This window comes from Rhodococcus sp. AW25M09 (assembly GCF_000333955.1).
GTDB lineage: Bacteria > Actinomycetota > Actinomycetes > Mycobacteriales > Mycobacteriaceae > Rhodococcoides.
The window spans coordinates 16,169-41,777 of sequence record NZ_CAPS01000041.1; the positions used below are offsets into that span (position 1 = coordinate 16,169).

Here is a 25,609-nt window from a genome sequence, read left to right on the forward strand (position 1 = left end):
AAGGAGTACAAGAAATGCAGCGTTATGAAGGTCGCATAGCAGCGGTCATCGGCGGTGGGTCCGGGATGGGCCGTTCCATCAGCCACCGCCTCGCGTCCGAAGGAGCGTTCGTCTACGTCACCGACCTCAGCGAGGAGTCGGCGTCGAAAGTAGCGGCGGAGATCGAAGCCGAGGGTGGTCAGGCAACAGCCGTGACCGTCGACGCCACGAACAACGACGATCTCCGTGCACTGTTCGCGAGAATCGACGAGGAGAAGGGCGTTCTACACGCACTGCACGCGCAGGTCGGCATGCCCGGTCCCGGAGGCCTCGATGTGGACGACGCTGCGTGGCAGAAGAACATCGATGTCAACGTCAAGAGCGCCTACTACTCGACGACACTCGGTTTCGAATTGCTCAAGAAAGCAGGCGGCAAAGGGTCGGTCACGCTGACCTCGTCGACGTCGGCGCTCATCGGGTCACCGTTCAGCCCGATCTACTCGATGACCAAGGGAGCGCTCGTTCCCTTCGGTCGCGCCCTCGCGCTCAACGGTGCCAAGGACGGCATCCGCGTCAACGTCATCTGCCCGGGTCAGGTCAAGACGCCCATGCTCGCGCAATTCTTCGGCCGCGAGCCCGGCTCGGACGTCTCCGCCCTGGCAGCGGACTTCGTAGCGACCATTCCACTGGGCCGCGGTGCCGAGCCCGAGGAGATCGCATCGGTGATTGCATTCCTCAACAGCGACGATGCCAGCTACATCACGGGCGTCACCATTCCTGTCGACGGCGGACTCACCGCGCAGTAAGCACTCTCTTTTTCATACTTCTCGAAGGGACTTTTCATGGTTCAGGTCGGCTTACTGCTCAGCGACGTGCCGAAGTCGGTGACGCCGGCGCAGCAGTTCAAGGACATCCTCCGCATCGTCGAGAGCGCTGAGGACAACGGTTTCAACTACATCGCCATCGGTCAGCACTTCCTCTACGGCGACCTACGCTGGCTTCAGCCGGTCCCTTTGCTCGCTCGTCTGGCTGCACATGTCGCGCCGACGACCAAGCTCGTCACACAGATCATGATCGCGCCGCTGTACCACCCGGTGATGCTCGCGGAGGAAATCGCGACGCTCGACGTCGTCACCGAGGGTCGTCTGATCTTCGGTGCCGGGTTGGGTTACCGCCCCGAGGAATTCGACTACCTGCAGGTCCCGTACAAGGAGCGCGCCGGGCGTTTCGACGAGTCCCTCCAAGTGATGAAGCAGTTGTGGACTCAGGACGAGGTCACCTTCGAGGGCAAGTACTTCCAGCTCGACGGCGTCAAGCCCCACCTGCACCCTGTTCAACAGCCGCACGTCCCGATCTGGATCGGTGCCCATGCGATGGGCGGCGTTCGGCGGGCAGGCAAGTACGGCGACGCCTACGCGGTGCCGCCGGAGACCCCCAAGCACGAGGTCGAGGAGCGCTACCGCGTCGTCAAGGATCTATTCGAGGCACGTGGAAAAGAATTCGGGGTGCAGCCACTTCGCCGCAACGTCCTCGTGGCGGACAGCAAGGAAGAGGCGATGGTCGAGTACGCCCGCGTCGCGCAGGGACGCTATCTCACCTACGCCGCCAAGGGCCTCGAGGTCATGGCCGGCCGCGATCTGGCGAACCAGTTCGCCGAGTCGGTCTCCGATCACGTCATCGTCGGAACACCGGACGATGTCGTCGGCAAGCTCACCGACCTCGTGACCACGTTGCCCGTCGACCCACTCCTGCTGCGTCCGCAGTGGCCGACGATGGACGGTGACGAGACCATCGCCGCCATCGAACGTCTCGGTAAGGACGTTGTGCCGTCGATGCTGGCGATCGAACCGTTCCGGGACTTCAAGTGACACAGACTTATCGAGATCTGCACCCCAACTTCGTGGATCCGGAAGGGTGGACGCTGAACAACGTCCTGCGTACCCACGCCTCGTCCACCCCGGACGCACCCTTCTTGCTCACACCGGAGGAGGGCCTCGAGTTCACCTATTCCGAGATGCTCGGTTCGGCGGAGCGCATTGCCGGATCCTGGCACTCGGCAGGCGCACAGCAGGGTGATCGTGTCGTTATCATGGCGATGAATTCCTCACGGCTGGTGCGTAGTTGGTTCGCTGCTGCGGTGGGCGGCACCGTCGAGGTACCGATCAACACCAATTACGAGGGTGAGTTTCTGCGCCACCAAATCGTCACCGTCGGTGCGCGGTGGGCGGTCATCGACGACACGTTCGTCGAGCGCTTCGTTTCCATCGCCGAGCACGCGCGCGGGATCGAGAAGTTCTGGGTCATCGACACTGGAACTGCCGACAGGGCGATCGCCGTGCTCCGCGAACACGGCTGGCAGGCGGACAACTGGGACGACTTGGAGAAGGGGACGCCCGTCACCGCGGCGTCGCCCCGCGCCCATGACCTCGGTGCGATCTTCTTCACCTCGGGCACCACTGGGCCGTCCAAGGGCGTCGCGATGCCCCATTCGCAGCTGTATTTCTTCGCGCAGGAGGTCGTCTCTCTGACGCGGCTGACCCCCGACGATCGCTACATGACCACGACCCCACTATTTCACGGCAACGCACAGTTCATGGCCGTGTACCCGGCGCTCGTCGCCGGCGCGAGCGCTGTGGTGCACTCGAAATTCAGTGCCAGCCGTTGGATCGACATGGTTCGAGATTCCGGCGTCACGGTCACCAATTTCGTGGGCGTGATGATGGACTTCGCGTGGAAGCAGGCTCGACGAGAAAACGACCGGGACAACAAGCTCCGTGCGGTCTACGCGGCGCCCATCGCGGATACCGTCGTCGACGAGTTCAAGACTCGTTACGGCATCGAGGCCTTCGTCAACGCGTTCGGTCTGACCGAGACATGCGCCCCGATCCTCACCCCGTACGGCGAGAAGATCCCGCCGGGCGCGGCAGGCAAGGTGGCGTCGGACTGGTTCGACATCCGGCTGGTGGACCCCGAGACCGATCGCGAAGTAGCGGTCGGCGAGGTCGGGGAACTCGTCGTCCGTCCCGTTCAGCCGTGGACGTGCAGCATGGGCTACTACGGCATGCCCGAGAAGACCCTCGAAGCATGGCGAAACCTGTGGTTCCACACCGGTGACGCGCTACGCAAGGACGAGGACGGCTGGTTCTACTTCGTCGACCGCTACAAGGATGCACTGCGCAGACGCGGTGAGAACATCAGCTCCTACGAGGTCGAGCAGGCCGTGCTCGGCCATCCGGCAGTTGTCGAATGTGCCGTCATCGGCGTGCCTGCCGATGTCGAAGCCGGCGAGGACGAGGTGCTCGCCGCCGTCGTGGTCAGCGAAAAGGCAGATGCCGCAGAGATTCTCGACTGGTGCGCGGGGAAGATACCGGCCTTCGCGACGCCGCGGTACCTACGATTCCTCGACTCGCTTCCGAAAACTCCCTCCGAAAAAGTGCGCAAGGCAGTTCTGCGCGACGAGGGCATCACCGCTGACACTTTCGATCGCACTGCGGTGCCGGTCGCCTAGAGCAGGAGCACGATATGGACTACTCGACCGACCCGACGCACGAAGACATCAAAGCGGCCGTCAAGACGCTGTGCAAGGCGTTTCCCGACGATTACTGGATGGAACACGACGATAGCCACGAGTTTCCCTGGGACTTCTACAACGCTGTGGCCGAGGGTGGTTGGTTGGGGCTGACCGTCCCCGAGGAGTACGGCGGCGGCGGACTCGGCGTGACCGAGGCGGCCATCGTCGAACGTGAGATCTCGGCATCGGGTGCAGGGATGGGCGGCTGCAGTGCGGTCCACATCGGCATCTTCGGCTTCGAGCCGATCATCAACCACGGCAGCGACGCGATGAAGAAGAAGTACCTGCCTCGAGTGACCACCGGTGAGTTGCATACGTCCTTCGCGGTCACCGAACCCGATGCCGGTACCGACACCACCAACATCAAGACCTTTGCCAAGAAAGTCGACGGTGGATTCCTGGTCTCGGGCAAGAAGGTCTGGATCACCAAGGCGCAGGAAGCGGAAAAGATGCTTCTGCTGTGCCGAACCAGCGCGCGCGTCGAGGGCGAGAAGCGTACTGCAGGAATGACATTGCTGTTCGCGGATATGGATCGCAGCAAGGTCCAGATCCGGCCGATTCCGAAGATGGGCCGCAACGCCGTCGACACCAACGAGCTGTTCATCGACGAACTGTTCGTGGCCGACGAGGACGTCGTCGGGGAGGTGGGGCACGGTTTCCGCACCATCCTCGGCGGGCTCAACGCCGAGCGTGTCATCGCCGCGAACGCGGCTCTGGGAATCGGGGAGGCGGCCCTTCGTCGCGGCACCCAGTACGCCAAGGACCGTGAAGTCTTCGGTCGGCCCATCGGAAAGAATCAGGGCATCGCTTTCCAACTTGCGGAGGCCCGAATCAGGCTCGATGCGGCAGCGGCCGTCGTCGACAAGGCCGCCTGGATGGTCGACGCCGGGCTGCCCTGTGGCCGAGAAGCGAACGCCGCCAAATACTTGTGTGCCGAGGCCGGCTTCTTCGCCGCGGATGTCGCGTTGCAGGTTCACGGCGGATTCGGATTCGGCAAGGAATTCCACGTCGAACGTTACTTCCGCGAGTCACGGCTCATGCGGATCGCGCCGATCAGCCAGGAAATGGTCCTCAACTACACCGCCGAGCATGTACTCGGCCTGCCGCGCAGCTACTGAAGGGGAGTGACATGCAGCCGTACCGCTCGATCCTGTTCGTACCGGGCCACCGGCCGAGATGGGTGGACAAGGCCGTCGCGTCGGGCGCCGACTGCGTCGTTCTCGATCTGGAGGACTCCGTTCCCTCGGCGGAGAAGGAGTCCGCTCGTTCGATCGTTGCCGATTCCATCCGTCGTGTACGCGAGACGAATCCCGATGTGGGGCTGTTCGTCCGCGTCAACCCACTGGCGACGCGGCTGACCGGTGCTGATCTCGAGGCCGTTGTCGTTCCCGGTCTGACGGGCGTGTTCGCGCCGAAGATCGAAAAAGCGGTCGATGTGCTGCAATACGACGCCCTGCTCGATCATTTCGAGGCCCGCAACGGCGTCGACGGACTCGAGTACATCGTTCCGGTGGAGACCGTCAAGGCGATCCACAACTGCCTCGAGGTCGCGACGGCATCCCCGCGCGTCGGCGCGATGATCGGACCGTCGGCCGAGCATGCCGACATCGCCCGCGAGGTGGGATACGAATGGACGCCCGAGGGTCTCGAAACCCTCTATCTGCGAAGTCGGGTGCTGCTCGCGTGCCGGGAAGCGAAGATCCATGCGCTGACCGGACTGTGGGAGGATCTCGAAAACTTGGATGGGCTCAGGGAATTCGCGATCAAGGGCAGACAGCTCGGTTTCCGCGGCATGATCGCGATCCACCCGTCGCACGTCGAGACCGTCAACGACGTGTTCAGCCCGTCCGAGCAGGACATCGAGTTCTACCGCGGATTGGCAGAGGCATACGAGAAGGCCGAGGCGCAGGGGACCGGCGCACTACGCTACCGCGGTCTGCATATCGACAAGGCGCACTACGACAAGGCCGTTCAGTGGTTGGAGCGGGCCGAAGCAATCATGAAGCGAGGCGAAAAGTAAATGCGAGGCCTGTATTTCGAGGAGTTCGAGGTCGGCAAGCACTACAAGCATGCGATGACCCGCACCGTGACCGAGATGGACAACGTCATGTTCACCTCGCTCACCATGAACATCCAACCGCTGCACCTGGACGCGGAGTTCTGCAAGGGCACGATCCACGGCCAGCGTCTGTTCAACAGCCTGTTCACTGTGGCGTTGATCGGCGCATTCCACGTGCCCGAGCTGACGATGGGCACCACGCTCGGCAATCTCGGCTACGAGAAGATCACCTTTCCGAATCCGGTCTTCCATGGCGACACATTGCGCGCCGAGACGACCATCACGAACAAGCGCGAGTCCAAGAGCCGTGATGATTCCGGCATCGTGTGGTTCGAGCACATCGGCTACAACCAGCGCGACGAAATCGTGTGCGTACTCGAGAGAGTCGGCCTGATGGCCAAGATCCCTGCAGATTTTCAGAAAGAAGGTGCGTGAGATGACTGCCGTGGCAGAGATCGACCAGAAGTGGGTACCGGGGACCAGGACACTCCTGATCGGCGATACCGATGCGCAGCCGCAGGGTGAGACCTGGGAGGTGTTCAATCCGGCCACCGAAGAGGTCATCGCCACTGTCGGGGGGGCGTCGAGCAGCCAGGTGGACGGCGCTGTCGCTGCCGCGCGAAAGGCGTTCCCGGCGTGGGCAGCCCTCAGTGGTGAAGAACGTGCCGTACACATACACCGCTTCGCCGATGCGCTGGAGAAGGCCGCCGACAGGCTGCTGCCGTCCATCGTCAACGAGGTCGGTTGCCCGGTGTCGCTTGCGGCGTACCTCCAGGTGAAGATGGCCGTCGACGAACACCTGCGATGGGCGGCGGAGGCGGCGAAGACGGACCGCACCATTCATCTCGGTGCTTACGACAAACCTGTTCCGACGATGAGCGATGTAGTCCATCAGCCCGTCGGCGTCGTCGCGGCGATCACCGGGTACAACTACCCGCTCAATCTCGCGATATTCAAGTTCGGTGCGGCCCTTGCCGCAGGCTGCACCGTCGTGCTGCTGCCTTCGCCGCGGACGCCTCTGACGACTCTGTTCCTGGGCGACTTGATCAAAGAAGCCGGCCTACCGCCGGGGGTCATGAACGTCATCATCGGTGGTGCCGATGTGGGACAGCAGCTTTCATCGCACCGCGGCGTCGATCGTGTGTCCTTCACCGGCTCCGACGGCGTCGGCGCGAAGATCATGGAACAGGCGTCGGCCAACCTCGCCGGTGTGACGCTCGAACTCGGTGGCAAGTCCCCGAACATCGTCCTCCCGGGCGTCGACGTCAAGAAGATCGCCGTCGAAATGCATCTTCGCTGGGCTCGCAACGGTGGCCAGGGCTGCGCGGCGCTGGCTCGGCTTCTCGTGCACGACAGCGTGTACGACGAGTTCCTCGAAGCCGGAGCCTCGGCGTTCGACCAGATGATCGTGGGAGATCCGTGGGACCCGGCGACCAACATCGGACCGATGATCCGGCCCGACCACCAGGCTCGCGTCAACGGGTTCATCGACGGTTCGGTCGCCGAGGGTGGGACCAAACTGCTCGAGGTCACCAAGCCGCTTCCGGAGAAAGGATGGTTCGTCAATCCGGTTCTACTGGGCGGACTTCCACACAGTGCACGCGCGGTGCAGCAGGAGATTTTCGGACCGGTCGCCGTGATAGTCCCGTTCAAGGACACCGAGGAAGCCATCCGTCTGGCAAACGACACCGAATACGGCCTTGCCGCCAACGTCTACTGTGACGACCCGATCGAAGCACGGCGCGTTGCCGAGCAAGTGCGTGCCGGAACCGTGTGGATCAACGGCGGGGGTTCGATGCGACCCGACGCTCCTTTCGGCGGCTACGGCAAGTCCGGAGTGGGCCGCGAACTCGGCGAGTGGGGAATGAAGGAATACCTCGAGGTCAAGCACATCCAGTGGAGGGTCTGATGAGCGCCGAAGGGCCACTCGCTGGCATCAAGGTAATCGAGCTCGGCACCATGTATGCCGCGCCGACGGCCGGCCGTATGTTGCGCGACTTCGGAGCCGAGGTCATCAAGGTCGAGGACCCGGCATCAGGCGATTATGCGCGCCAGTGGATTCCGCAGAAGGATGGACTCTCGCTCGGGTTCTCTCGTTTGAATGCAGGCAAACGCTCGGTCGGCGTCGACTTGCGTGACGAGGAGGGGCGAGCGCTGGTGAAGCGGCTCATTGCCGGAGCCGATGTCGTCATCGAATCCTTCCGGCCCGGCAGGCTCGAGGCATGGGGGCTCGGATTCGAAGAACTGTCGAAGATCAACCCAGGTTTGGTGTTGGCTCGTGTCTCCGGATTCGGTCAGACCGGCCCGAATCGTCTGCTGCCGGGGTTCGGCACGGTTGCCGAGACCGCCAGCGGCTTCGCGAATGTCAACGGGTGGCCCGATTCACCGCCTACGTCTCCGCCGTTCGGCTTTGCCGACTCGATCGCCGGACTGTCCGCGGCGATGGGTGTGGCGATGGCCTTGTTCAAACGCGAGAAGACCGGTTTCGGTGAGGAAGTCGATGTCGCGCTCTACGAGCCACTGATGTTCATCGTCGGCGACATGTTTCTGAAGTACACCGCGACCGGGGAGATCCAGCAGCGCATCGGAAATTCCACCGGAGCGGCCTCGCCTCGCGGGATCTACGAGGCATCCGACGGGAAATTCCTGTCGATAGCCGCATCGAATCAGACCATTGCCACGCGGCTGTTCGCGGCCATGGGTAAGCCCGAGGTGATCGAGGACCCGAGGTACGCAACCAACGCGGATCGACTGCGCAACAACGAGGATGTGCAGAAGATGGTGATCGAGTGGTGCGCATCCATGCCGCGTGCCGAGATCCTCGCGACCCTGGAAAAATTCGAGGTGGTCAGCGCCGCTGTCAACGACGCCTCCGATGTGGTGCAGGATCCGCACTTCCTCGAACGGACACTCGTCGAGATCACCGGCAACGATGTCCTCGGCAAAGTGCTGATGCCAGGGCCCGTCCTGCACATGAAGAGCTACGACGGGCCGGTGTACGACGGCGTGCCGAGCATCGGCGAGCACACTGCCGAGATTCTGGCGGCCGAGTTGTCGATGGGTGCAGAGGAACTGGCAGATCTGGCCGGGCGAGGAGTCGTCAGTAAGTAGTGACCATGAAGAGCAAAAGAGTACTGGTGACGGGCGGCGGCTCGGGAATCGGACGGGCCATTGCCGTCGAGGCGGCGGCGCAGGGTGCCGAGACCGTGATTGTCGCGGACATCTCTCCGGAGTTGCTCGCGGAGACGGAAGCGCTGATCGCGGCGGCGGGAGCGAAGAGCGTTGCGCTGCGGATCGACATGGCCGACGGACAGCAAGTCCGGGACATGATCGACGCTGCCATTGCTGCCGCAGGAGGTCTCGACACTCTGGTCAACAACGTCGGCGTCATCGATACCGGTTTCGTGCCGGGGGAGCAGGCGAACATCGTCGACCTCCCCGAGGAGGTGTGGGACGCCGTCATGAACATCAACGTGAAGTCGATGTGGCTGGCGACCAAATATGCTGCGCCACATCTGCGGGCGTCGGATCGCGGCCCGTCCATCGTCAATGCGGCTTCGGTGTCGGGGATGATGGGTTACAAGACTCCCGCATATTCGGTCAGCAAGGCAGCGGTGATTCAGCTGACGCGGACCACGGCGATCTCGCTGGCCAACGAGGTTCGATGCAACAGTTTCAGCCCTGGAAGCTTTCGGACCACCATGGCGCAGAGGCACATCGATGCCGCCGCCGATCCGGTGGAGCAAGAGCGCCACATGAGCGGTGCCCATCTGATCCCGCGACTCGGTGACCCGGTGGAGGTCGCGCGGGTTGCGTGCTTCCTGGCCTCGGATGCGGCGTCGTTCATGACGGGGACCAACGTTCCCGTCGATGGCGGAACGATGGCCTGGCGGGGCTTGCGATCGTGACCTGAGCCGCTCCAGGTGTCGGCCGGCGGGGCCGCCGACTACATCCCCCCGTCGACCGTGATGATGGATCCGGTTGTGTAGCTGGAGGCATCGCTGGCGAGATACAGAGCAGCCCCGACGATTTCGTTGGGGTCGCCGCCTCGCTTGGCGGCGAAGGTCTCGGCGCGCCTACCGAAAGCCTCCATGTCCCAGGCATTGGAAACGTCGGTCAGGAACGTGCCCGCCATGATCGCGTTCGTGCGCACATTCGGCCCGAACGTCTTCGCCAAACCGACGGTGATGGCGTTGAGGCCCGCCTTCGCTGCGGCGTAGGGCAGCACGTCGGGTCGGGGCTTGGTCGATGCGGCGCTCGAAATATTGATGATCGAGCCGCCGTCGCCCTGGGCCATCCGGGTTCCGACCAGTGCGGCCAGGCGGAACGGGCCCTTGAGATTTACTCCGAGGACCTTGTCGAACAGTGCCTCGGAGATGGTGTCCACCGAGTCGTACAGCGGCGACATGCCCGCGTTGTTGATCAGGATGTCGACTTTGCCGAAGTGCTCGTAGGACGCGTCGACGAGCGCATCGAGTGCGTCCCACTTGCCCACGTGGGCGGCGATAGGGAATGCGCGACGCCCGGTCGCTTTCTCGATTTCTTCGGCCGTCGTGCGGCAGGACTCGAAGTCGCGGCTGGCGATGATCACATCGGCGCCTGCCTGAGCGAGGCCGAAGGACATGGCTTTGCCCAGGCCACGGCTACCGCCGGTGATCAGGGCGACGCGTCCGCTGAGATCGAACTGGGATGGGGCGTCGAACTGGGGCATCTGTTCTCCTGGATCTGTACCGCGTCAGGCAATTCCTTAGTATGGTAATCATAGATTGACGAATGGAGACATAGTGCCGGAATCGGAACAGGGACTGTTCGAGCTCCCAAGTAAGTATCTCGAATTGCAGGTCGAAGCGCGGGCGCTTGCAGAATCCGTCCGCGATATCGCTGCGCGCGCCGACGAGTCCGACGGCATCGACGTGGACGTACGCAAGCGGCTTCAGGCGACAGGGTTGGCCGACGTGACCGTCCCGTCCCGGTTCGGCGGCCGCTTCGAGGAGGTCGACTCGCTTGCCGTCACAGTGATCCGTGAGCGTCTCGCCGCTGAATGCGGACACCTCGATTCGCTCTTTGCCATGCAGGGCATCGGAAGCTACGGATTGTCTGTCGGCGGAACGCCTGCGATGCAGGAGTACTGGCTCCCGAGGGTGGCGAATCTCGATGCCATTGCTGCCCTGGGCCTCACCGAGCCGGATGTCGGCTCGGACCTCAAGGCGCTGACGACGTCGATCGAAGAGGTCGACGGCGAGCTTGTGGTCAACGGCCACAAGTCCTTCATCACCAACGGTGGCGATGCAGACTTCTACAGCATCCTCGGCCGTGAGGGCGAGGGCTACTCCCTCGTTCTGATCCCTGCGGACACGCCCGGTGTCACCACCGAACGACCGCATCAGATCATCGCTCCGCACGTGTTGAGTGACGTGATCCTGAAGGACGTACGGGTTCCCCTCGATCACCGAATCGGCCAGCAGGGCAAAGGCTTCTCGCTGGTTCTGGCAACTCTCGCGACCTTCCGGGTGTCGGTTGCGGGTGCGGCGGTAGGTCTTGCCGAGGCCGCTCTGAAGGAGGCTGTGCGCCACGCGAACGGCCGAGAGCAGTTCGGCGTCAGTCTGTCTCGTCTCGGCTCTGTGCCCGAGCATCTGGCCATGTGCTGGACCGACATCGAGATGGCGCGTTCGTTGACCTATCGCGCCGCGGCCGCTTCGGCGCGCGACGCGAGGGCAAATCTACATCTGTCGTCGATGGCCAAGGTTGCTGCGACCGAGGTTGCCGGCCGGGTCGTGGATCGCGCAGTCCAGGTGATGGGCCGCTACGGCATCTCCCGCGGTAGCACCATCGAACGTCTGTACCGCGAAGCCCGACCCATGCGGATCTACGAGGGCTCGACCGAGGTCATCCTCGACTCCCTGGCGAAGCAACTCGTCAAGGACGGCACGCTCTAGAGATCACCGCAGCACGATTTCCCGTCCGGTAGTGCACGACGCCGGGCGGGAATCGTCGTGTGTCGGCCAATGTGTTCGGCAATCAAATCGCCCTTGACGCAACATGATTCATGATTATGATTGGCCTTGTTGTGATTGCCGTCACGCCCGACTCGAGGAGAAAATTCATGTCGTCCCGCCCCGGAATCGAGAACACGCTCAGCCGATACGGCCTCGGATACGACGATCACCATCCCGAGATGATCGTTGCGTCGTTCACCAAGGATGCCGTCCTGACCATGAAAATCGCCGACGGTGATCTGATCGGCCCGTTCGACGGAATCGACGCCATCATGGAGTTGATGAACGGCTCCGCGCACTCGCAGTCGGATCAGCGCCGCCACCTCACGACGAATATCCTGATCGATGATGTCGATGATGATCATGCGAAAGTTGTTGCCTACCTGACGATAATTTCGGTCGCCGACGGCAAGCTCACTGTCCTGTCCACCGGAAAATACGAGGACGAGTTCGTTCGGGTCGACGGAACCTGGTTGATCGCCAAGCGTCACATCGCTCTCGACCTTCCGTACTGAGCCAGACCTGCGGTATCGAGCTTAGGAATCTTTCATGCAAAATCAGGGATTGATCCCCGCCAAATGGGCAGCACTGACGCCTGACCGGCAGGCAGTGTTCGACGTGCCGAACGATCGGCGCATCACTTTTTCCCAACTCGACGCGCGTGTTCGACGGCTGGCCAATGGTCTTCGCGGACTCGGGCTCGAGAAGGGCGACCGGGTCGCGGTGTTGACCCGCAACAGCGTCGAGTTCCAAGAGCTGTACTTCGCAGCCGGCCGCGCCGGTCTCGTTCTGCAGCCGCTCAATTGGCGACTCGGTGTCAAGCAGCTCATCGGTCTGATCGCGGATGCAACCCCCAAGGTGATCATCACCGCCTCGGAGTGGTCGGAAACGAAGCAGGAACTCCAGCGCGCGGTGAACGTCGACCATTGGCTCGAATTCGGTGCTGATTCCGACGGCAGCTACGACGAGCTGCTTGCTCGGTCGAGTGCCGACGAGCCGATCTGGACGCCGTCGATCGGCGGAGACGACCCGTTCTTCATCCTGTACACCGGGGGCACGACGGGGGAGTCCAAGGGCGCGATCCACACCCACACCAGTGCCGCCAACGGAATGCTCAATCAGACGGTGGCAGAACGCATCGTCCCCAACGATGTCTACATGCTGACCGGGCAGATGTACCACATCCCGGTGGTACTTTCGATGAACTACATGAAGCACGGCTGCCCCGTCGTCCTGGTGAACTTCGAGGCGAAGCAGGCTCTCGAAATAATCGAGACCGAAAAGGTATCGGCGTTCCTGGGTATCACCACGATGCTGAACTGGATGATGGCGGTTCCGAACTTCGCGTCCTACGATCTCTCCAGTCTGCGAAACATTCAGTACGGCGGCGGTCCGATGCCGTCGACCATCGTGCGTGCCGCGCTCGATTCGTTCCCGTGCACCCTGATTCAGGGGTACGGACAGACCGAGGGTACGACGATGTCCTTCCTCTCGCAGGAGGATCATCTCAACGCAGTCAAAGGTATCGATGCTCACCGCCTGAAGTCCTGTGGCCGTGAAGGATTCGTTACCACCATTCGGATCGTCGACGCGTTCGGTGAAGAAGTTCCACGGGACGGCAAGACGCCCGGGGAGATCGTCGTGCGCTCCGAATCGAACATGATCGGGTACCTGAACCGTCCCCAACTCACCAAGGACACGTTGCGCGACGGCTGGATGTGGACCGGTGACATCGCAACCTGGGACGAGGACCGATACGTCTACATCGTCGACCGAGCGAAAGACATGATCATCTCCGGCGGCGAGAACATATTCAGTGTTCAGGTCGAGGAAGCCATCGGCGCACACCCATCGGTGTTGGAATGCGCCGTCATCGGCATCCCCGACGACGAATGGGGCGAGGCCGTCAAAGCCGTCGTCGTGCTCAAACCAGGAACGTATGCCACCGAGCAGGAGATCATCGACGTCGCGAAGAAGAACCTGGCGTCGTACCAGAAACCGCGATCGGTCGATTTCGTTACCGCACTACCCAAGGCGCCCACCGGCAAGATCATGAAACGTGATCTGCGGACGCCCTACTGGGAGGCCGCAGGTCGCACCGTATGACCGAGGAAGAACTGCACGCGCTCATCGGTACCCGTATGCCAGGCGGTACCCGAACGTTGGAGAAGTGGTGGGTAAGCCTCGTTCTCGACGCGATGGAGTGCTCGGCCGACGACGGCGCGGCTCACCCGACCTTCGTATTTCTGGTCGCCACCGGGTCGATGGGGTGGACGTGGGACGAACTGTTCGCGGTGTTCTCTGCGACCGACGCGGACGGCCCGATGTTCGGCGAGACCGATACGGTCGTCCACGTCCCACTGCTGATCGGTGCGACGTATGCGGTGACCGGTGAGATCGTCTCCGCCGCTCGCAAAGTCGGTAAGAAGACGGGGGTGTTCGACATCGTCGGATATCGGTTGGAGGTCCACGATGCCGATGAAACGCTTGTGGCTTCCACCACCAACTCGATCGTCTTCCCGCGGCGGGAGCAGGCCGCATGAGCATCGAAGTGGGACAGGTGCTTCCGTCACGCATCATCGACGGTGTCGATCCCGAGAAGATGAAACTGCTCTCGGCGCTGATGAGTGATCCCAACCCGATTCACTTCGACCGCACAGCGGTCGCCGAACTCGGTATGGGGGACAAGACCGTCAACCAGGGGCCGTCGAACATGGCCTATGTCCTGTCGATGCTTGGTGCGTGGGCCGGTGGCGTCGACCGAATAACCCACTACCGCTTTCGTTTTCTCGGAAACGTATTCGAAGGTGACCGACTGGAAGCAGGCGGCATCATCACCGCAGTCCACGAAACTTCGGACGCATTCGAGGTGGAGTGCTCGCTGACATTGACCGTGATCGACGGTGCCCAAGTTCTGACCGGCACCGGAACCGTAACGCTCGAGAAGGAGTGAATATGCCAGGCCGCCTCGAAGGAAAAGTTGCATTCATCACCGGAGCCGCTCGCGGCCAGGGACGCAGCCATGCAATCAGATTGGCGCAGGAGGGCGCTGACATCATTGCGGTGGATATCTGCGAGAACATCGATACCGTCACGCCGTTCTACCCGCTCGCCACCGAGGACGAGCTGGCGGAAACGGTGAAGCAGGTCGAGGCGCTCGGCCGGCGTATCTTCGCTCGTCGCGCCGATGTGCGTGATCTGGAGCATCTGCAATCGGTGTTCGACGAGGGTGTCGCCGAGCTCGGCCGCGTCGACATCGTCGTCGCCAACGCCGGAATCGCAACCTACGGGCTCTCCTGGGAGCTGACGAGCGAGCAATGGAAGGACATGATCGACGTCAACCTCACCGGTGTCTTCCACACCGCGAAGGTGGCCATCCCCGCACTGATCGCGGCGGGCCGCGGCGGATCCATCGTGTTCACCAGCTCGATCGGCGGACTCAAGGGAGTCCAGCACGTAGGGCACTACGTGGCCGCGAAGCACGGCATGGTCGGTCTGATGCGCACGATGGCGAACGAGCTGGGCCAGTACAGTATTCGCGTCAACACCGTCCATCCGACGAATGTCGACACCATCATGATCCAGAATCCGGGAACGTATTCCATGTTCGCGCCGGGTGATCCGGAACCCACACAAGAGAAGGCAATGGCAGGTTTCGCCTCGCTCAACACACTTCCGGTCCCGTGGATCGAATCCATCGACATCAGCAACGCCGTGCTCTACCTCTCCAGCGACGAGGGTCGCTACATCACCGGAGTCACCCTGCCCGTCGATGCGGGTGCCTACGTCAAGTGAAGGGAATGTCATGACCACCACTCTCGCTACCCAGGACCTCGCCCACCGCGCACAGCAGGCTCTCTACCGGTACGCCTGGGCCGCCGATGCAGGCGATCTCGACACCCTTCGCAGTCTCGCGATGGCGGACGTCAGTGTTACGCAGACGTCGGAGACCAAGCACGGAATGGAAGAATTTTTAGACATCTATCGGGCATTTGCTGCATCCGACACCGAGGTCTCGCGGCACATCGTGACCAACGCGCTGGTCAGCGAGGAGGACGGTGGAGTTCGCATCGATGCGTACTTCGAGGCCACCCTGTTCGATGCCGAGAACACCTCGCGCATCTTCGGTAGGTACTCGGACTCCCTGGTCGAGGTGAACGGGGAGCTCAAATTGGCACACAAGCGCATTCTGGTCGACCGAGTGATGGCTTTGCCTGTAGCGACGTCGGCGTTCGTCCCGTACGGTTCCGCCTCGTCGTGAGCAGGGTGGGGATCGACGACAACGAGAACCTCGAGTCGGTCCGGGCTACGGCCGAGGGCCGCTCGACGTTGATTGCGACGCAGACCGAGTGCACGTTCGCGTTCACCACCGAGGCCGGGTGGCCGGCTGGGGTCGTCATGAGCTATCTGTTCACTCGCGATCGCTTCTGGCTGACAGCGGCAGCGGGCCGCGCCCACGTGCGGGGTGCGGTCCGTGACCCGCGGGTGACGCTGGTGATCTCCAATGCAGGAACCACGTTGCCGGGGCGGCAGATGCTGTCCGTTCGCGGCACCGCCACCGTGCATTCGGACGAGGCAGTGAAGTCGTGGTTCTACCCGGAGTTCTCGCGCCACCTCGCGCCCGGAGATCCGGACGCGTTCGCGATACTGCTGAACAGCCCGCAGCGCGTCGTCATCGAGGTGGAGGCAGTTCGCGTTGCAGTGAGCCATGATTCGACCAAGATGCCCGGTGACGGCCGGGGCGGCTATCGGTCTCGGTAGGTGAACCAGGTCGGCGCGGACTCGGGGTAATCCGCGCCGGCGTACCTGGTCTGCGGCCAGCGGATGCGCTGGTCGGTGCGAAAGCTGGCACCCATGGCCTCGAACGGAACCGCGTACATGAACGTCACCCGGCGGTGCTGGAAACGCCAGCGATCGGTCATGACGTATCGGTCTGCGTAGCGAAAAGCGCTCATCATCAAGGTGTCTCGGACAGCCAGCTCGGCATGTCCGGTCATGCGGCCTGCTGCGTGGTGCGGATCGTCGACGGTGATCAGGTGTATCTCGGGCGTATGCAGCATCGTGGTGTAGCGATCCATACTGTCGACGTAGAACGCGCGCAGTTCCTCGTGGCCCGTGAGGGTCTTCCCTGCGACCGTGAAGGTTGCATCGGGCATGTACATCTCGAGTACCGACTCGATGTCGTGATCGTCGACGGCCATCGAATAGGCACCGGCGAGGTCTCGAATCGCATCCTTGGCGATCAGGGTGTCGAGCGGGTCCATGGTTGTTCCGTTCCAGCACGAAACGTACGTGCGTGTGCTCTGAGTATCAGCACACACGCACGTACGTTCGCTTGTTGTCAGGCCTCGAAACCGTCCATCTGCGGCGGCGTCAGAGGCGAGATCACACGGGAAGAAATCTTCCACCCGTCCTCGGTCAGAACATACGTGTCCTCGTTCAGCGCAATGGCTTTGAACGCGGCGCCACCTTTCGTGTGACCCTCGGAGAACACGTAATTGGTTCCGTGGGCCGTGGTGTCCGAATCGACGTGCACGAGGTGGTTGGTGATGATGTGGAACTGATCCTCGATCTGCTCCGCATCGCGCTCGAAGAAGTCGAGTATCTGTTCGTGTCCCTCGTAGCGTGCCAAGCCCACCGGAGTTGCGTCCCATACGGCGTCTGCAGCGAACGCACTCAGTGCGAGTTTCGGATCGAACTTGTCCAACCCGAGTGCGTACGTATGTGTTGCCGCGATGATGTCTTCTCGCATGTTTCGATCTCCTACTCGTCGTACATGATGACGCCGCGGATGTTCTTGCCGTCGCGCATGTCCTTGATGGCCTCGTTGATCTGCTCGAGCTTGTAGGTCTTGGTGACCAACTCGTCGAGCATGAACTCGCCGCGGCGGTACATGTCCGCGATCAACGGGATGTCGCGCCGCGCAGTGGTGGTGCCGTACAGCGTGCCCTGCAACCTCTTTCCGGACATCGCGAAGGTGAACAGGTCGAACGGAACGTCGCGCTGCGTGACGGGCGCTGCCGACGTGAGGACGAGTGTGCCGCCGCGTCTGGTCATTTCCTGGGCGGGATTGAGAAGGTGTCCGTAGGCGATGTCGACGGTGATGATGACCTTGTCGGCGCCCTGACCGTTGGTGAGGCTGTCGACCAGTTCCTTGGCCTGGTCCAGGTTCTCGACGGAATGCGTCGCACCGAACAGCTTGGCCTGGTCGCGCTTGTACTCGACGGGATCGACGGTGATGATTGTCTTCGCGCCCTTGTGGCGTGCGCCCTGGACGGCGTTCATGCCGACGCCGCCGGTGCCGATGATCACGACGGTCTCACCGAGGGTGATCTCGGCGGCGTACACCGACGAACCCCAGCCGGTGGGCACGCCGCAACCGATGAGCGCGGCCTTGTCCAGCGGGATGTCCTTGCCGATCTTGACGCACGAGTCGATGTTGGCGACGAGGTAGGGCGAGAACGTGCCGAGGAAGGAGAAGGGTCCGACGCCTTGACCACGGGCGTGAACGCGGTGGGTGCCGTCGGGGGCGAAGCCGGCGAGAACGCCTGCTCCCATCTCGCACATGTTGGAACGGCCGACAGTGCACATCTGGCAATGCCCGCACGAGGGAAGGAACGAGAGTACGACGTGGTCGCCCACCTCGAAGCCGGTGACGTCGGGACCGAGTTCCTCGATGACGCCTGCCCCCTCGTGTCCACCGATGATGGGAGCCCAGTCGAGCGGGATGTCGCCGGTGTCGACGTGATCGTCGCTGTGGCAGATGCCCGAGGCTGCGAGTTTGATGCGGACCTCGCGGCTCTTGGGTGGATCGATCTCGATTTCTTCGACGCTCCAGCCCGAGCGAGTGCCCGGTTCCCAGATCAAGGCTCCGATGGTCTTCATTGATGCTCCTTCTTCGAGACGAACGCTGTTGTGCACGTGCGTTGTTGAATTGATGCGCATTATTTGATGTGACTGCAGTCACCATAACCATGATAATGATTAGTGTAAAGAGCTGGATGCTGGACAATGAGGGTAGAAAGAGGTGCGAAGATGGTCGAACATCCGACTAGCCAGACGTTCACGCTCGCCTACGGAGACTGCGATGCGATCGGTATCTCGTATTTCGCTATGAACTATCCGTGGATGGAGCGCACCTACAGCGTGTGGCTGCACACCTATGGTCTGGACAGTCACACCATGATGGAGACGGTCGGCGCGGGCACCGTCGGGTTCGCGTCCGAATGCAGCTATCTGACCTCCTGCCGGGTATTCGACGAGATCGTCTGCGGCATGGAACTCGAACATCTGGGAACCACCTCTTACGTCATCGGATTCCCGTTCACCCGCGGCGACGAGCGGGTTGCCTACGGCAAAATCAAGTACGCGGTGCGCGGCCACGACGGGCTCAAGGCCCCGATTCCCGATGCCCTGCGCGCGGCTCTCGAGTCACTCGACCGTCCGTGAGTCGACCGTCCGGGGCCGGCGCTGTTGGGACTCGCCGAAAGCGAATGCTGGGCGCGGCCGCGGCGGGCGCTTTCGCCTCGCTCGTCGTGGGGTCGAACGTGCCTGGCCCGCTGCTTCCGCTGTATGCCGATCGGATGTCTTTGTCGACGTTCGCCGTGTCGGCTCTGTTCGCGGTCTACCTCGTCGCACTGGTGATGACGTTCACGCTCATGGCCCGGACCCGGCTGACCCGATATGCATGGGCGCTGTTGCCTGCTGCGATGCTCGGCGGCGTCGTAGCCGATCTGTCGCTGCTCTCCGGGGGCGAGAATGTCGTATTCCTTTTCGTCGGGCGATTCCTGACGGGCACCTGCGTCGGCGTGGCAACCGGAGCGACCGCCACCATTGTCGTCGCAGCACGCGGTGAGAAGGGTCGGACCATCGCGTCTTCCGGGGCCATTTTCGGATCGTTCGTCGGTTTGATTCTGGGAGCTGTGGTGGCCGAGTATCTTCCAGGGCCGACAGTCACGGTGTATCTCGTTCACATGACTCTGCTCACGGTGGTGGCGGTAGTCCTGGTGATCGCGCTCTACTCGGCTCGCGAGACTTTGCGAGTCGCGTTGCACGAGCCGGTGGTCGGCGGCACCCCCGAGTCTGAACCTCCCGTCGACCCGAGGGCGCGTGCCGCCGGATATGGAATCGGGTTGGCAGGCTGGGCGATCGGCGGCATAGCCGTCGGGATTCTGCCGACAGCGGTACGTGAGCAGACGGGTAGCGAGTCGCTGGTTGTCGGGGCTCTCGCGCCAGTTGTGCTGTTGTCGATCGCGTGGTTGTCACCGTTCGCTTTCGCAGCACTCCGGACAGCGCTTCGCCCCGTGCAGTCGCTGGCTCTGATCGGTCTCGGAGCTGTTCTCTGCGCAATGGGAGTGGTGCTGGCGAGTCTGCCGTTGGTCATTGCCGGGTGTGTGTGCTGGGGCCTCGGTCAGGGCTTCGCCTACGCCTGCGGTCTGCGTATTCTCACCCGCGGTTTGTCGGCAGTCGAACAAGGTCGCACCGCCTCGCGATTCGCGTCGTTCTGCTACGGGCTCACTGCTGTGCTCGCGCTCGGGACAGGCGCGGTGTCGACGGCGTGGGGTACTGGGGCAGGGATGACCGTTGCAGGTGTCGTATTCGTGGCGCTGTGCACCACGGTCGCGATACTCGGGCGTGACCGCTGGGATGTGCCGAAAGCTGTGGAAATCTCTGTCTCGCAGACTGTTGCAGCGCCCGGTGCCGTCTAGGCGAGGTTACGGCTGTGAGGTCCCGCCGGGAGTCGGAACTGGGAAGTAGCGAGCCAACCAACTGCCGTCGCCGTCGTGGAGGGCGTCAGGCCAATCAGCGGATCGATGATCGCCGTATGCGCGCATGCTTTTCGAATCACCCAGGCCGGCTTCGTATTCTCCGACGGGGAGGTAGTACATGTACGACATGAGGCGATCCTCGAATTGCCAGATGCCGTCGTACCGGCGGTAGATGTCTCGGTAGCGCAGGGCGACGACCATCGGAACCGAATTGCGAACGAGTTCGGCGTGCCCCCCGAGCGAGCCGTAGGCGAGATCGGGATCATGGTCGTCGAATCGGACGATGTGGCCGTGGGTGAAGTGATTGGTCGGGCCGAGGGAGTCGAACCGGCTCCGGAACGTCTCGACGATTTTTTCGCGACCCTCGGCCGTGAAGACCCCGTCGATGGACCGCATCGTTGCTGTTTCGGAGAAGATCGCACGGATTCCGTCGACGTTTCGTTCGTCCATGACGAGGCAGTAGAGGACCGGAAGTTCTTGGATAGCAGCCCGGGATTCGATTCGGTCGAGGCGCTCGGCAAGCTCGATACCATTCAATTCTGTTGCCTCCCTGCGATTTCACGGTAATCAGGACATGCGCTGTCCGAACCCGCATCATGGTGGTGTCCAGTCTATGCGCATGATTATGAGTAAATGAGGTTTCGGATGAGATTGCTACGCGGCCCGGTGGGGATCGTCGCTCTGGTGTTGACCGTCGCGGGGTGCAGCGGCGGGGGAGGGGGAGCGACCGCGTCGGGCGAGATGCCCGGCGACATCACGCTGTTCTCTGTCACCGACAAAACCGGTCCGCTGTCTCTCGCGGGCACGAATCAGCTCAAAGGTATCGAATTGGCTATCGCGGAGGTCAACGATCAACAGTTCCTGGGGGATTCGAGGATTTCGCTCGACAGCCGCGACGCCGCGGGTGATGCGCAGACTGCCGCCAGCCAGGTGACCGAGGCAACCGTCGATCCGCAGGTCGCTGCCATATTGGGTACCGTCACCAGTAGCCAGTCCATTGCCGTGGCACCGCTCGCGCAGGCTGCCGGAATTCCCATCGTCTTCACTCAGTCCGGTAGCGAGGGCGTCCTCGTCGGCGACCATACCTATCGCGCGACGGCTCCCATGGCGACCTATTACGACCAGGCGGGTGAGTACCTGGAAAGCCAGAGTGCGAAGACGCTCGGAATTCTGTACAACAGCGCCAATCCGACTCTGACCGAGCTCTCCGAGCAGGTCATCCCGGGGATGGCCGAGGAATATGGATTCGAGGTGACCGCGACGTCCGGGGTTCAGAACACCACGCAGGACTTCACCGCCCCGATCGCGAAGATTCTCGCGTCCAATCCCGACGGAATCGCGATCATGCTGGCAGGCGCCCAGAATGCAACCGCCGTCGGGCAGGTTCGACAAGCTGGTTTCGACGGGACTCTGATCACACATACCGGTTCTGGCGCAGGCAATCTCACGCCTGCAGGCCCAGCGGGTGCCGGCATGACCTGGCCGACCGACTTCACCTATCACGGAACGAATCCCGCGACGCAGGAGTTCGTCGAGGCCTACCGAGCCGAGTACGACGGTGAAAATCCGAACAACTACGCGGCAGAAGGATACGACGCCGCGTGGATGATCGCCCGCGCCATCGACAAGTCGGGTGGAGCGTCTCGAGAAGATATTCAGAACGGACTGCAACAGTTGGTGGCCGAGGGCTTCACCGGTGCCGAAGGAGAGATCACCTTCGACGGCAACGACATGCGCGTCGACGGTGCTCTCGTGCAATGGAACGGAACCGAAGAAGTCCTGCTGTCGGAAAAGTAGATCACTGCGGATCGGGGAAGACGGCCTTTCTCTTCTCGAGGAAGGCCGTCGCGCCCTCGATCATGTCCGGGCTGCCGACTGCCTGATTCAACATGCCCAGGCCCGAGGAGAACGAGTCCCGGGCGGCGTTCCACCATAGGTTCGAGCTCGTCTTGGTGATCTCGAGGTAGCGAGGGCTCAGTGCGGAGATCTCGTCGCACCAGGACTGCACCGTCGCTTCGAGTCGGTCGTCGTCGACCACCTCGTTGATCAGGCCGAGGTCCAGCGCCTGCTGGGCCGAGTACCGACGGCACAGCATGGCCATTTCCTTGGCCCGCTTCTCTCCGATCTGCACACCCATCACGTTGGTCGCTCCGGTGACCGGTGCGCTGCCAACCCTCGGGCCGGTTTGCCCGAACGTGGCCGATCGAGCTGCGACGGCAAAGTCGCATGCCACGATCAGCTCGTTCCCTCCACCTGCCGCGGCCCCGTTGACGGCGGCAATGACGGGCCTCGGGCAATTTCGAATGGAGTCGAAGAGCCTCAGCGAACCGCGATAAAGCCGACGCATCTCCTTGGGGGACGGCTCGCTGAGCTTGGCCAGCGATCCGCCGGCGCAGAAACTGCCCCCTGATCCGGTGATCACGACAGAGCGGTAAGCCGACGCGTCGTCGAGTGCATCGGCTATCGCCGCAGACATCTCGGGATCGAATGCGTTCCGTCGTTCAGGCCTGTTGAGCCTGATCCACAGGGTCGCCGGTGTACTTTCGATGATTACGTCGGGCATGGGATTTCCTTCTCGGTCGACGTCGGGGTTGAAAAGTGTCCAATTCGGATAGCGAACTCGGCATGTAAGGCCAGCTCAGACTATATTGTTATAATCATTTGCCTCGATTTGCGAGGCGATTGCGGACTGCATGCCGAGTCCGCGCTCAGCTGGGAGGACTGCACTCATGACCGTGACGAATCGTGCCCCGAAGGCGGCGATGGTGATCGCGCAGCAGATAATCCGCGACACCTTGCGGCAAGGCCTCACCGTCGGGAACCTTCTTCCTCCGGAGAAGGCCATGCTGGAGAAGTATCAGATCGGCCGCGGCACGCTCCGCGAAGCGCTTCGGCTTCTCGAATTTCAGGGTGTCATCGCGCTCAAGCCTGGTCCCAAGGGCGGTCCAGTTCTGCTCGATCCCGATGCCCAGCACCTGGCGAGCACGGTCATTCTCTTGATGCAGCTCAAGAACGCGCCGTTCAAAGCAATCGCCGAGGCTCGCGTCGCGATGGAGCCGATGATCAGCAGGCTTGCTGCCGAGCGGATCTCGGACGAATCCCTTGTCGAGCTGAACGGCACTATCGAGACGATGCGCGGTTCTCTGGACGACCAGTACATCTTCCTCGAGGCGAACAAGCAGTTCCATGACATCATCGCCTGGTCTTCGGGCAACCCACTGTTCGGGTATCTGGTCGATTCGCTGCTGGGCATCATGGACGGCACCATCATCGGCATCGACTACCCGGCACCGCGTCGCGCCGCAATCCTGACTGCTCATCAATCGATCTACGACTCTCTTCTGGTGCGCGATCCCGAGCTCTCGCAGGAGCGGATGGCGCAGCACATCAACGAGTACGTCCGCTATGCGGAGCGCAAGTTCCCGGGCGTCATGAGCTCGGTCATTCAGTGGGATCGCGCGCTGTAGACACCCCACGCACGTGAATGGAAGTGCGACCCCTGCTGCGCACTTCCACTCACGAGCGGCGCAGCCGCGCTACTCGACCGAAATCGCGCGCTCCGGGCAGCTGTCCGCGCCTGCCCTGGCCTCGCCGAGATGGTTCGGCTCTTGTCCCTCGGGCAGCACATACGCGTGCCCGTCCTCATCGCGCAAGGCGAAGACCTGGGGCGATGTCATCTGGCACAGTCCGTGGCCCTGGCACTGGTTCGCGTCGACCGATACGTTCACGATTCCTCCTTCGAAAACTGTTCGAGGCTCTGCTCGATTCTGGCCACCTCAGTGACCGCGTACCTATGCTGCCACTGTTGTGATGTTGACAACAGGTGAATCTAGTATAACCATTATCAGGACATCGCTCGAAACGGTTACATCAGATTTCGCCTGTAGGAGGACTGAAAGACATGACGGAAAGCGGCCGTTGCCCGGTCATTCACTTCGACCACAACTCGCAGGAACACTCCGCGGACCCCGTCGGCTCCTACCGGAAGCTGAGAAACGCAGAGAAGCGCGGTTGGTCGGAAGCGCACGGCGGCTACTGGGTGCTCTCCGACTACGACGCCGTGTTCGATGCCTCACGCGACGACGACACGTTCTCTTCGGCGCGAAACGAATACGGCGGCGAGGGACTGTCGGTGGTCATCCCCAAGACTCCGATGCACTTTCACATTCCGATCGAGCTCGACCCGCCTGAGTTCCGGAAGTACCGCAAGATCGTCAACCCCATCACCTCTCCGGCAGCTGTGGAGAAGATGAAGGATCTCGTCGAGCATCACACGACGGCGTTCATCGACAGCGTGATCGAAGAGGGCGAGTGCGATTTCACGTCGGTCATCGGCGTGCCCGCCATCGTCACCGTCGACTGGCTCGGGCTCGGCATCGAGGACTGGAAGACGTACGCCTCCGCGCACCACGAGGCTCTCGCAGGAGTCCCCGGCAGCGAGCACTACGAGCATGCGATGAAGGTCGACTTCCCCTACCTCTCGGCCAAGATGCGTTCGATCATCGCGGATCGGCGCGAGAACCCTACCGACGATGTCATCAGCTACCTAGTGCAGCAGGAGGTCGACGGGCGAGTGCTCGACGACGTCGAGGTGTTCGGAATGGTCGAACTACTGGTCGCGGGCGGGACAGGCACCACCGCGTCGCTGGTCAGTCAAACCCTCGTATGGCTTGCCGATCACACCGATGTTCGTCAGCGGTTGATCGAGGATCCGTCACTCATGGACCACGCCGTCGAAGAATTCCTGCGTTACTTCTCGCCGACTCAGGCTCTCGCTCGAACCGTCACCGACGATGTGGAATTCAAGGGATGCCCGATGAAGAAGGGCGACAGAGTCTTGCTGTCCTGGGCGTCGGCGAACCGGGACGAAGCGTTGTTCGAGAATCCCGATGACATCGACATCGATCGGTGGCCCAACCGCCACACCGCATTCGGCATCGGAGTTCACCGATGCTCTGGTTCTCACCTCGGTCGGCTGATGGCGAAGTCGCTGCTCTCTCAAATTCTCGAGCGCATGCCCGATTACACGATCGAGCGAGACAAGCTCGAGCGCTACCCGCACCAGGGGACCAATATGGGCTGGCAGCGGATCCCCGCGCACTTCACACCGGGGAGGAAGATTCTTGCCGACGGTGAAGCGCTGGCTGCCTCCACCGCCCTCGCGGCACCGATGTACTGATGAGCACAATTGTCGTGGTCGGGGAGGGCTCGCCGGCGCACGCACGTGCGAAACGTT

Annotated in this window: 29 protein-coding genes; 22 read left to right on the forward strand and 7 right to left on the reverse strand. The window is 62.3% G+C overall.

The features are described 5' to 3' along the window. The first annotated feature begins 14 nt into the window (after positions 1 to 14). From RHODMAR_RS07775 to RHODMAR_RS07815, 9 genes are read left to right on the forward strand one after another with little or no spacing between them, the layout of a single operon-like run. The gene (locus RHODMAR_RS07775; RefSeq protein WP_008713153.1) at positions 15 to 785 is read left to right on the forward strand and encodes an SDR family NAD(P)-dependent oxidoreductase; all 771 of its coding nucleotides are present in this window, start codon (positions 15 to 17) and stop codon (positions 783 to 785) included. A 36-nt stretch (positions 786 to 821) separates the two neighbouring features. After that, a complete protein-coding gene (locus RHODMAR_RS07780; protein ID WP_008713155.1) occupies positions 822 to 1,847 on the forward strand; it encodes an LLM class flavin-dependent oxidoreductase in 1,026 nt (341 codons plus the stop codon). Further along, positions 1,844 to 3,487, forward strand: a complete 1,644-nt coding sequence (locus RHODMAR_RS07785; RefSeq protein ID WP_008713157.1) for an AMP-binding protein — start codon at positions 1,844 to 1,846, stop codon at positions 3,485 to 3,487. The genes RHODMAR_RS07780 and RHODMAR_RS07785 overlap by 4 nt, the downstream gene beginning before the upstream one ends. Positions 3,488 to 3,501: 14 nt before the next feature. Beyond that, positions 3,502 to 4,668 carry an acyl-CoA dehydrogenase family protein gene (locus RHODMAR_RS07790; RefSeq protein ID WP_008713159.1) on the forward strand — a complete coding sequence of 389 codons (1,167 nt, stop codon included), beginning with the start codon at positions 3,502 to 3,504 and terminating at the stop codon, positions 4,666 to 4,668. Positions 4,669 to 4,679: 11 nt separating this feature from the next. Then, on the forward strand, positions 4,680 to 5,570 hold the full coding sequence (locus RHODMAR_RS07795) for an HpcH/HpaI aldolase/citrate lyase family protein (RefSeq protein WP_008713160.1): 891 nt from the start codon (positions 4,680 to 4,682) through the stop codon (positions 5,568 to 5,570). Next, on the forward strand, positions 5,571 to 6,044 hold the full coding sequence (locus tag RHODMAR_RS07800) for a MaoC family dehydratase (RefSeq protein ID WP_008713162.1): 474 nt from the start codon (positions 5,571 to 5,573) through the stop codon (positions 6,042 to 6,044). A gap of 1 nt (position 6,045) precedes the next feature. After that, positions 6,046 to 7,518 (forward strand): aldehyde dehydrogenase family protein, encoded by a 1,473-nt coding sequence (locus RHODMAR_RS07805; RefSeq protein WP_008713164.1) that lies wholly within the window; start codon positions 6,046 to 6,048, stop codon positions 7,516 to 7,518. Beyond that, positions 7,518 to 8,720 carry a CaiB/BaiF CoA transferase family protein gene (locus RHODMAR_RS07810; RefSeq protein ID WP_008713166.1) on the forward strand — a complete coding sequence of 401 codons (1,203 nt, stop codon included), beginning with the start codon at positions 7,518 to 7,520 and terminating at the stop codon, positions 8,718 to 8,720. Before RHODMAR_RS07805 ends, RHODMAR_RS07810 begins: the two co-directional genes overlap by 1 nt. Before the next feature lie 5 nt (positions 8,721 to 8,725). Next, positions 8,726 to 9,517, forward strand: a complete 792-nt coding sequence (locus tag RHODMAR_RS07815) for an SDR family NAD(P)-dependent oxidoreductase (protein ID WP_042938393.1) — start codon at positions 8,726 to 8,728, stop codon at positions 9,515 to 9,517. Positions 9,518 to 9,555: 38 nt separating this feature from the next. Here the strand turns inward: RHODMAR_RS07815 and RHODMAR_RS07820 are convergent, their stop codons facing one another. Then, positions 9,556 to 10,320 carry an SDR family NAD(P)-dependent oxidoreductase gene (locus tag RHODMAR_RS07820; protein WP_008713169.1) on the reverse strand — a complete coding sequence of 255 codons (765 nt, stop codon included), beginning with the start codon at positions 10,318 to 10,320 and terminating at the stop codon, positions 9,556 to 9,558. Positions 10,321 to 10,393: 73 nt separating this feature from the next. Here RHODMAR_RS07820 and RHODMAR_RS07825 point away from each other — a divergent pair, with 73 nt between their 5' ends. From RHODMAR_RS07825 to RHODMAR_RS07860, 8 genes are all read left to right on the forward strand, one after another. Beyond that, positions 10,394 to 11,545, forward strand: a complete 1,152-nt coding sequence (locus tag RHODMAR_RS07825) for an acyl-CoA dehydrogenase family protein (protein ID WP_008713170.1) — start codon at positions 10,394 to 10,396, stop codon at positions 11,543 to 11,545. A gap of 167 nt (positions 11,546 to 11,712) precedes the next feature. Continuing rightward, positions 11,713 to 12,120 (forward strand): nuclear transport factor 2 family protein, encoded by a 408-nt coding sequence (locus RHODMAR_RS07830; RefSeq protein ID WP_008713172.1) that lies wholly within the window; start codon positions 11,713 to 11,715, stop codon positions 12,118 to 12,120. A 34-nt stretch (positions 12,121 to 12,154) separates the two neighbouring features. Continuing rightward, the gene (locus RHODMAR_RS07835; protein WP_008713173.1) at positions 12,155 to 13,711 is read left to right on the forward strand and encodes a class I adenylate-forming enzyme family protein; all 1,557 of its coding nucleotides are present in this window, start codon (positions 12,155 to 12,157) and stop codon (positions 13,709 to 13,711) included. Beyond that, complete coding sequence (locus RHODMAR_RS07840) at positions 13,708 to 14,148, forward strand: hypothetical protein (protein ID WP_008713175.1); 441 nt, start codon at positions 13,708 to 13,710, stop codon at positions 14,146 to 14,148. Before RHODMAR_RS07835 ends, RHODMAR_RS07840 begins: the two co-directional genes overlap by 4 nt. Continuing rightward, positions 14,145 to 14,558, forward strand: a complete 414-nt coding sequence (locus RHODMAR_RS07845; RefSeq protein ID WP_008713178.1) for a MaoC family dehydratase — start codon at positions 14,145 to 14,147, stop codon at positions 14,556 to 14,558. Before RHODMAR_RS07840 ends, RHODMAR_RS07845 begins: the two co-directional genes overlap by 4 nt. 2 nt (positions 14,559 to 14,560) lie before the next feature. Beyond that, positions 14,561 to 15,400: a mycofactocin-coupled SDR family oxidoreductase gene (locus tag RHODMAR_RS07850; protein ID WP_008713180.1), complete on the forward strand. Its 840-nt coding sequence runs from the start codon at positions 14,561 to 14,563 to the stop codon at positions 15,398 to 15,400. A gap of 10 nt (positions 15,401 to 15,410) precedes the next feature. After that, positions 15,411 to 15,866 carry a nuclear transport factor 2 family protein gene (locus RHODMAR_RS07855; RefSeq protein ID WP_008713181.1) on the forward strand — a complete coding sequence of 152 codons (456 nt, stop codon included), beginning with the start codon at positions 15,411 to 15,413 and terminating at the stop codon, positions 15,864 to 15,866. Beyond that, positions 15,863 to 16,366 (forward strand): pyridoxamine 5'-phosphate oxidase family protein, encoded by a 504-nt coding sequence (locus tag RHODMAR_RS07860; protein WP_042938384.1) that lies wholly within the window; start codon positions 15,863 to 15,865, stop codon positions 16,364 to 16,366. The genes RHODMAR_RS07855 and RHODMAR_RS07860 overlap by 4 nt, the downstream gene beginning before the upstream one ends. Here the strand turns inward: RHODMAR_RS07860 and RHODMAR_RS07865 are convergent. The 3 genes from RHODMAR_RS07865 to RHODMAR_RS07875 form a co-directional block, all read right to left on the reverse strand. Beyond that, positions 16,351 to 16,869, reverse strand: coding sequence for a nuclear transport factor 2 family protein (locus RHODMAR_RS07865; protein WP_008713185.1), 519 nt, complete (start codon positions 16,867 to 16,869; stop codon positions 16,351 to 16,353). The genes RHODMAR_RS07860 and RHODMAR_RS07865 overlap by 16 nt on opposite strands. A 77-nt stretch (positions 16,870 to 16,946) precedes the next feature. Further along, on the reverse strand, positions 16,947 to 17,357 hold the full coding sequence (locus RHODMAR_RS07870; RefSeq protein ID WP_008713187.1) for a nuclear transport factor 2 family protein: 411 nt from the start codon (positions 17,355 to 17,357) through the stop codon (positions 16,947 to 16,949). Between the two features lie 11 nt (positions 17,358 to 17,368). Then, complete coding sequence (locus RHODMAR_RS07875) at positions 17,369 to 18,490, reverse strand: NDMA-dependent alcohol dehydrogenase (RefSeq protein WP_008713190.1); 1,122 nt, start codon at positions 18,488 to 18,490, stop codon at positions 17,369 to 17,371. Positions 18,491 to 18,640: 150 nt separating this feature from the next. On the opposite strand from RHODMAR_RS07875, the gene RHODMAR_RS07880 reads away from it, so the two are divergent. Next, complete coding sequence (locus tag RHODMAR_RS07880; RefSeq protein ID WP_008713192.1) at positions 18,641 to 19,054, forward strand: acyl-CoA thioesterase; 414 nt, start codon at positions 18,641 to 18,643, stop codon at positions 19,052 to 19,054. Beyond that, positions 19,051 to 20,313 (forward strand): MFS transporter, encoded by a 1,263-nt coding sequence (locus RHODMAR_RS07885; protein ID WP_042938385.1) that lies wholly within the window; start codon positions 19,051 to 19,053, stop codon positions 20,311 to 20,313. Before RHODMAR_RS07880 ends, RHODMAR_RS07885 begins: the two co-directional genes overlap by 4 nt. A gap of 6 nt (positions 20,314 to 20,319) precedes the next feature. Here the strand turns inward: RHODMAR_RS07885 and RHODMAR_RS07890 are convergent, their stop codons facing one another. Beyond that, positions 20,320 to 20,910 carry a nuclear transport factor 2 family protein gene (locus RHODMAR_RS07890; RefSeq protein ID WP_008713195.1) on the reverse strand — a complete coding sequence of 197 codons (591 nt, stop codon included), beginning with the start codon at positions 20,908 to 20,910 and terminating at the stop codon, positions 20,320 to 20,322. A gap of 108 nt (positions 20,911 to 21,018) precedes the next feature. On the opposite strand from RHODMAR_RS07890, the gene RHODMAR_RS07895 reads away from it, so the two are divergent. Further along, positions 21,019 to 22,170 carry an ABC transporter substrate-binding protein gene (locus RHODMAR_RS07895; RefSeq protein ID WP_008713197.1) on the forward strand — a complete coding sequence of 384 codons (1,152 nt, stop codon included), beginning with the start codon at positions 21,019 to 21,021 and terminating at the stop codon, positions 22,168 to 22,170. Between the two features lies 1 nt (position 22,171). Here the strand turns inward: RHODMAR_RS07895 and RHODMAR_RS07900 are convergent, their stop codons facing one another. Next, positions 22,172 to 22,936, reverse strand: coding sequence for an enoyl-CoA hydratase/isomerase family protein (locus tag RHODMAR_RS07900; RefSeq protein WP_008713199.1), 765 nt, complete (start codon positions 22,934 to 22,936; stop codon positions 22,172 to 22,174). Between the two features lie 166 nt (positions 22,937 to 23,102). On the opposite strand from RHODMAR_RS07900, the gene RHODMAR_RS07905 reads away from it, so the two are divergent. Continuing rightward, a complete protein-coding gene (locus RHODMAR_RS07905) occupies positions 23,103 to 23,840 on the forward strand; it encodes a FadR/GntR family transcriptional regulator (RefSeq protein ID WP_008713202.1) in 738 nt (245 codons plus the stop codon). Between the two features lie 69 nt (positions 23,841 to 23,909). Here RHODMAR_RS07905 and RHODMAR_RS07910 read toward each other — a convergent pair whose 3' ends face one another. Further along, entirely contained in the window at positions 23,910 to 24,101 is a 192-nt protein-coding gene (locus tag RHODMAR_RS07910) for a ferredoxin (RefSeq protein ID WP_042938387.1), read from the reverse strand. A 173-nt stretch (positions 24,102 to 24,274) separates the two neighbouring features. Between RHODMAR_RS07910 and RHODMAR_RS07915 the strand changes: the two genes are divergently transcribed. Beyond that, positions 24,275 to 25,552, forward strand: a complete 1,278-nt coding sequence (locus RHODMAR_RS07915) for a cytochrome P450 (protein ID WP_008713204.1) — start codon at positions 24,275 to 24,277, stop codon at positions 25,550 to 25,552. Positions 25,553 to 25,609: the final 57 nt, after the last annotated feature.

Bases quoted from the DNA above. Each gene is read 5' to 3' on its own strand.
- RHODMAR_RS07775 (WP_008713153.1), top strand. From the start codon at position 15: ATGCAGCGTTATGAAGGTCGCATAGCAGCGGTCATCGGCGGTGGGTCC.
- RHODMAR_RS07780 (WP_008713155.1), top strand. From the start codon at position 822: ATGGTTCAGGTCGGCTTACTGCTCAGCGACGTGCCGAAGTCGGTGACG.
- RHODMAR_RS07790 (WP_008713159.1), top strand. From the start codon at position 3,502: ATGGACTACTCGACCGACCCGACGCACGAAGACATCAAAGCGGCCGTC.
- RHODMAR_RS07795 (WP_008713160.1), top strand. From the start codon at position 4,680: ATGCAGCCGTACCGCTCGATCCTGTTCGTACCGGGCCACCGGCCGAGA.
- RHODMAR_RS07800 (WP_008713162.1), top strand. From the start codon at position 5,571: ATGCGAGGCCTGTATTTCGAGGAGTTCGAGGTCGGCAAGCACTACAAG.
- RHODMAR_RS07805 (WP_008713164.1), top strand. From the start codon at position 6,046: ATGACTGCCGTGGCAGAGATCGACCAGAAGTGGGTACCGGGGACCAGG.
- RHODMAR_RS07810 (WP_008713166.1), top strand. From the start codon at position 7,518: ATGAGCGCCGAAGGGCCACTCGCTGGCATCAAGGTAATCGAGCTCGGC.
- RHODMAR_RS07815 (WP_042938393.1), top strand. From the start codon at position 8,726: ATGAAGAGCAAAAGAGTACTGGTGACGGGCGGCGGCTCGGGAATCGGA.
- RHODMAR_RS07820 (WP_008713169.1), bottom strand. From the start codon at position 10,320: ATGCCCCAGTTCGACGCCCCATCCCAGTTCGATCTCAGCGGACGCGTC.
- RHODMAR_RS07830 (WP_008713172.1), top strand. From the start codon at position 11,713: ATGTCGTCCCGCCCCGGAATCGAGAACACGCTCAGCCGATACGGCCTC.
- RHODMAR_RS07835 (WP_008713173.1), top strand. From the start codon at position 12,155: ATGCAAAATCAGGGATTGATCCCCGCCAAATGGGCAGCACTGACGCCT.
- RHODMAR_RS07840 (WP_008713175.1), top strand. From the start codon at position 13,708: ATGACCGAGGAAGAACTGCACGCGCTCATCGGTACCCGTATGCCAGGC.
- RHODMAR_RS07845 (WP_008713178.1), top strand. From the start codon at position 14,145: ATGAGCATCGAAGTGGGACAGGTGCTTCCGTCACGCATCATCGACGGT.
- RHODMAR_RS07850 (WP_008713180.1), top strand. From the start codon at position 14,561: ATGCCAGGCCGCCTCGAAGGAAAAGTTGCATTCATCACCGGAGCCGCT.
- RHODMAR_RS07855 (WP_008713181.1), top strand. From the start codon at position 15,411: ATGACCACCACTCTCGCTACCCAGGACCTCGCCCACCGCGCACAGCAG.
- RHODMAR_RS07865 (WP_008713185.1), bottom strand. From the start codon at position 16,869: ATGGACCCGCTCGACACCCTGATCGCCAAGGATGCGATTCGAGACCTC.
- RHODMAR_RS07870 (WP_008713187.1), bottom strand. From the start codon at position 17,357: ATGCGAGAAGACATCATCGCGGCAACACATACGTACGCACTCGGGTTG.
- RHODMAR_RS07875 (WP_008713190.1), bottom strand. From the start codon at position 18,490: ATGAAGACCATCGGAGCCTTGATCTGGGAACCGGGCACTCGCTCGGGC.
- RHODMAR_RS07880 (WP_008713192.1), top strand. From the start codon at position 18,641: ATGGTCGAACATCCGACTAGCCAGACGTTCACGCTCGCCTACGGAGAC.
- RHODMAR_RS07895 (WP_008713197.1), top strand. From the start codon at position 21,019: ATGAGATTGCTACGCGGCCCGGTGGGGATCGTCGCTCTGGTGTTGACC.
- RHODMAR_RS07900 (WP_008713199.1), bottom strand. From the start codon at position 22,936: ATGCCCGACGTAATCATCGAAAGTACACCGGCGACCCTGTGGATCAGG.
- RHODMAR_RS07905 (WP_008713202.1), top strand. From the start codon at position 23,103: ATGACCGTGACGAATCGTGCCCCGAAGGCGGCGATGGTGATCGCGCAG.
- RHODMAR_RS07915 (WP_008713204.1), top strand. From the start codon at position 24,275: ATGACGGAAAGCGGCCGTTGCCCGGTCATTCACTTCGACCACAACTCG.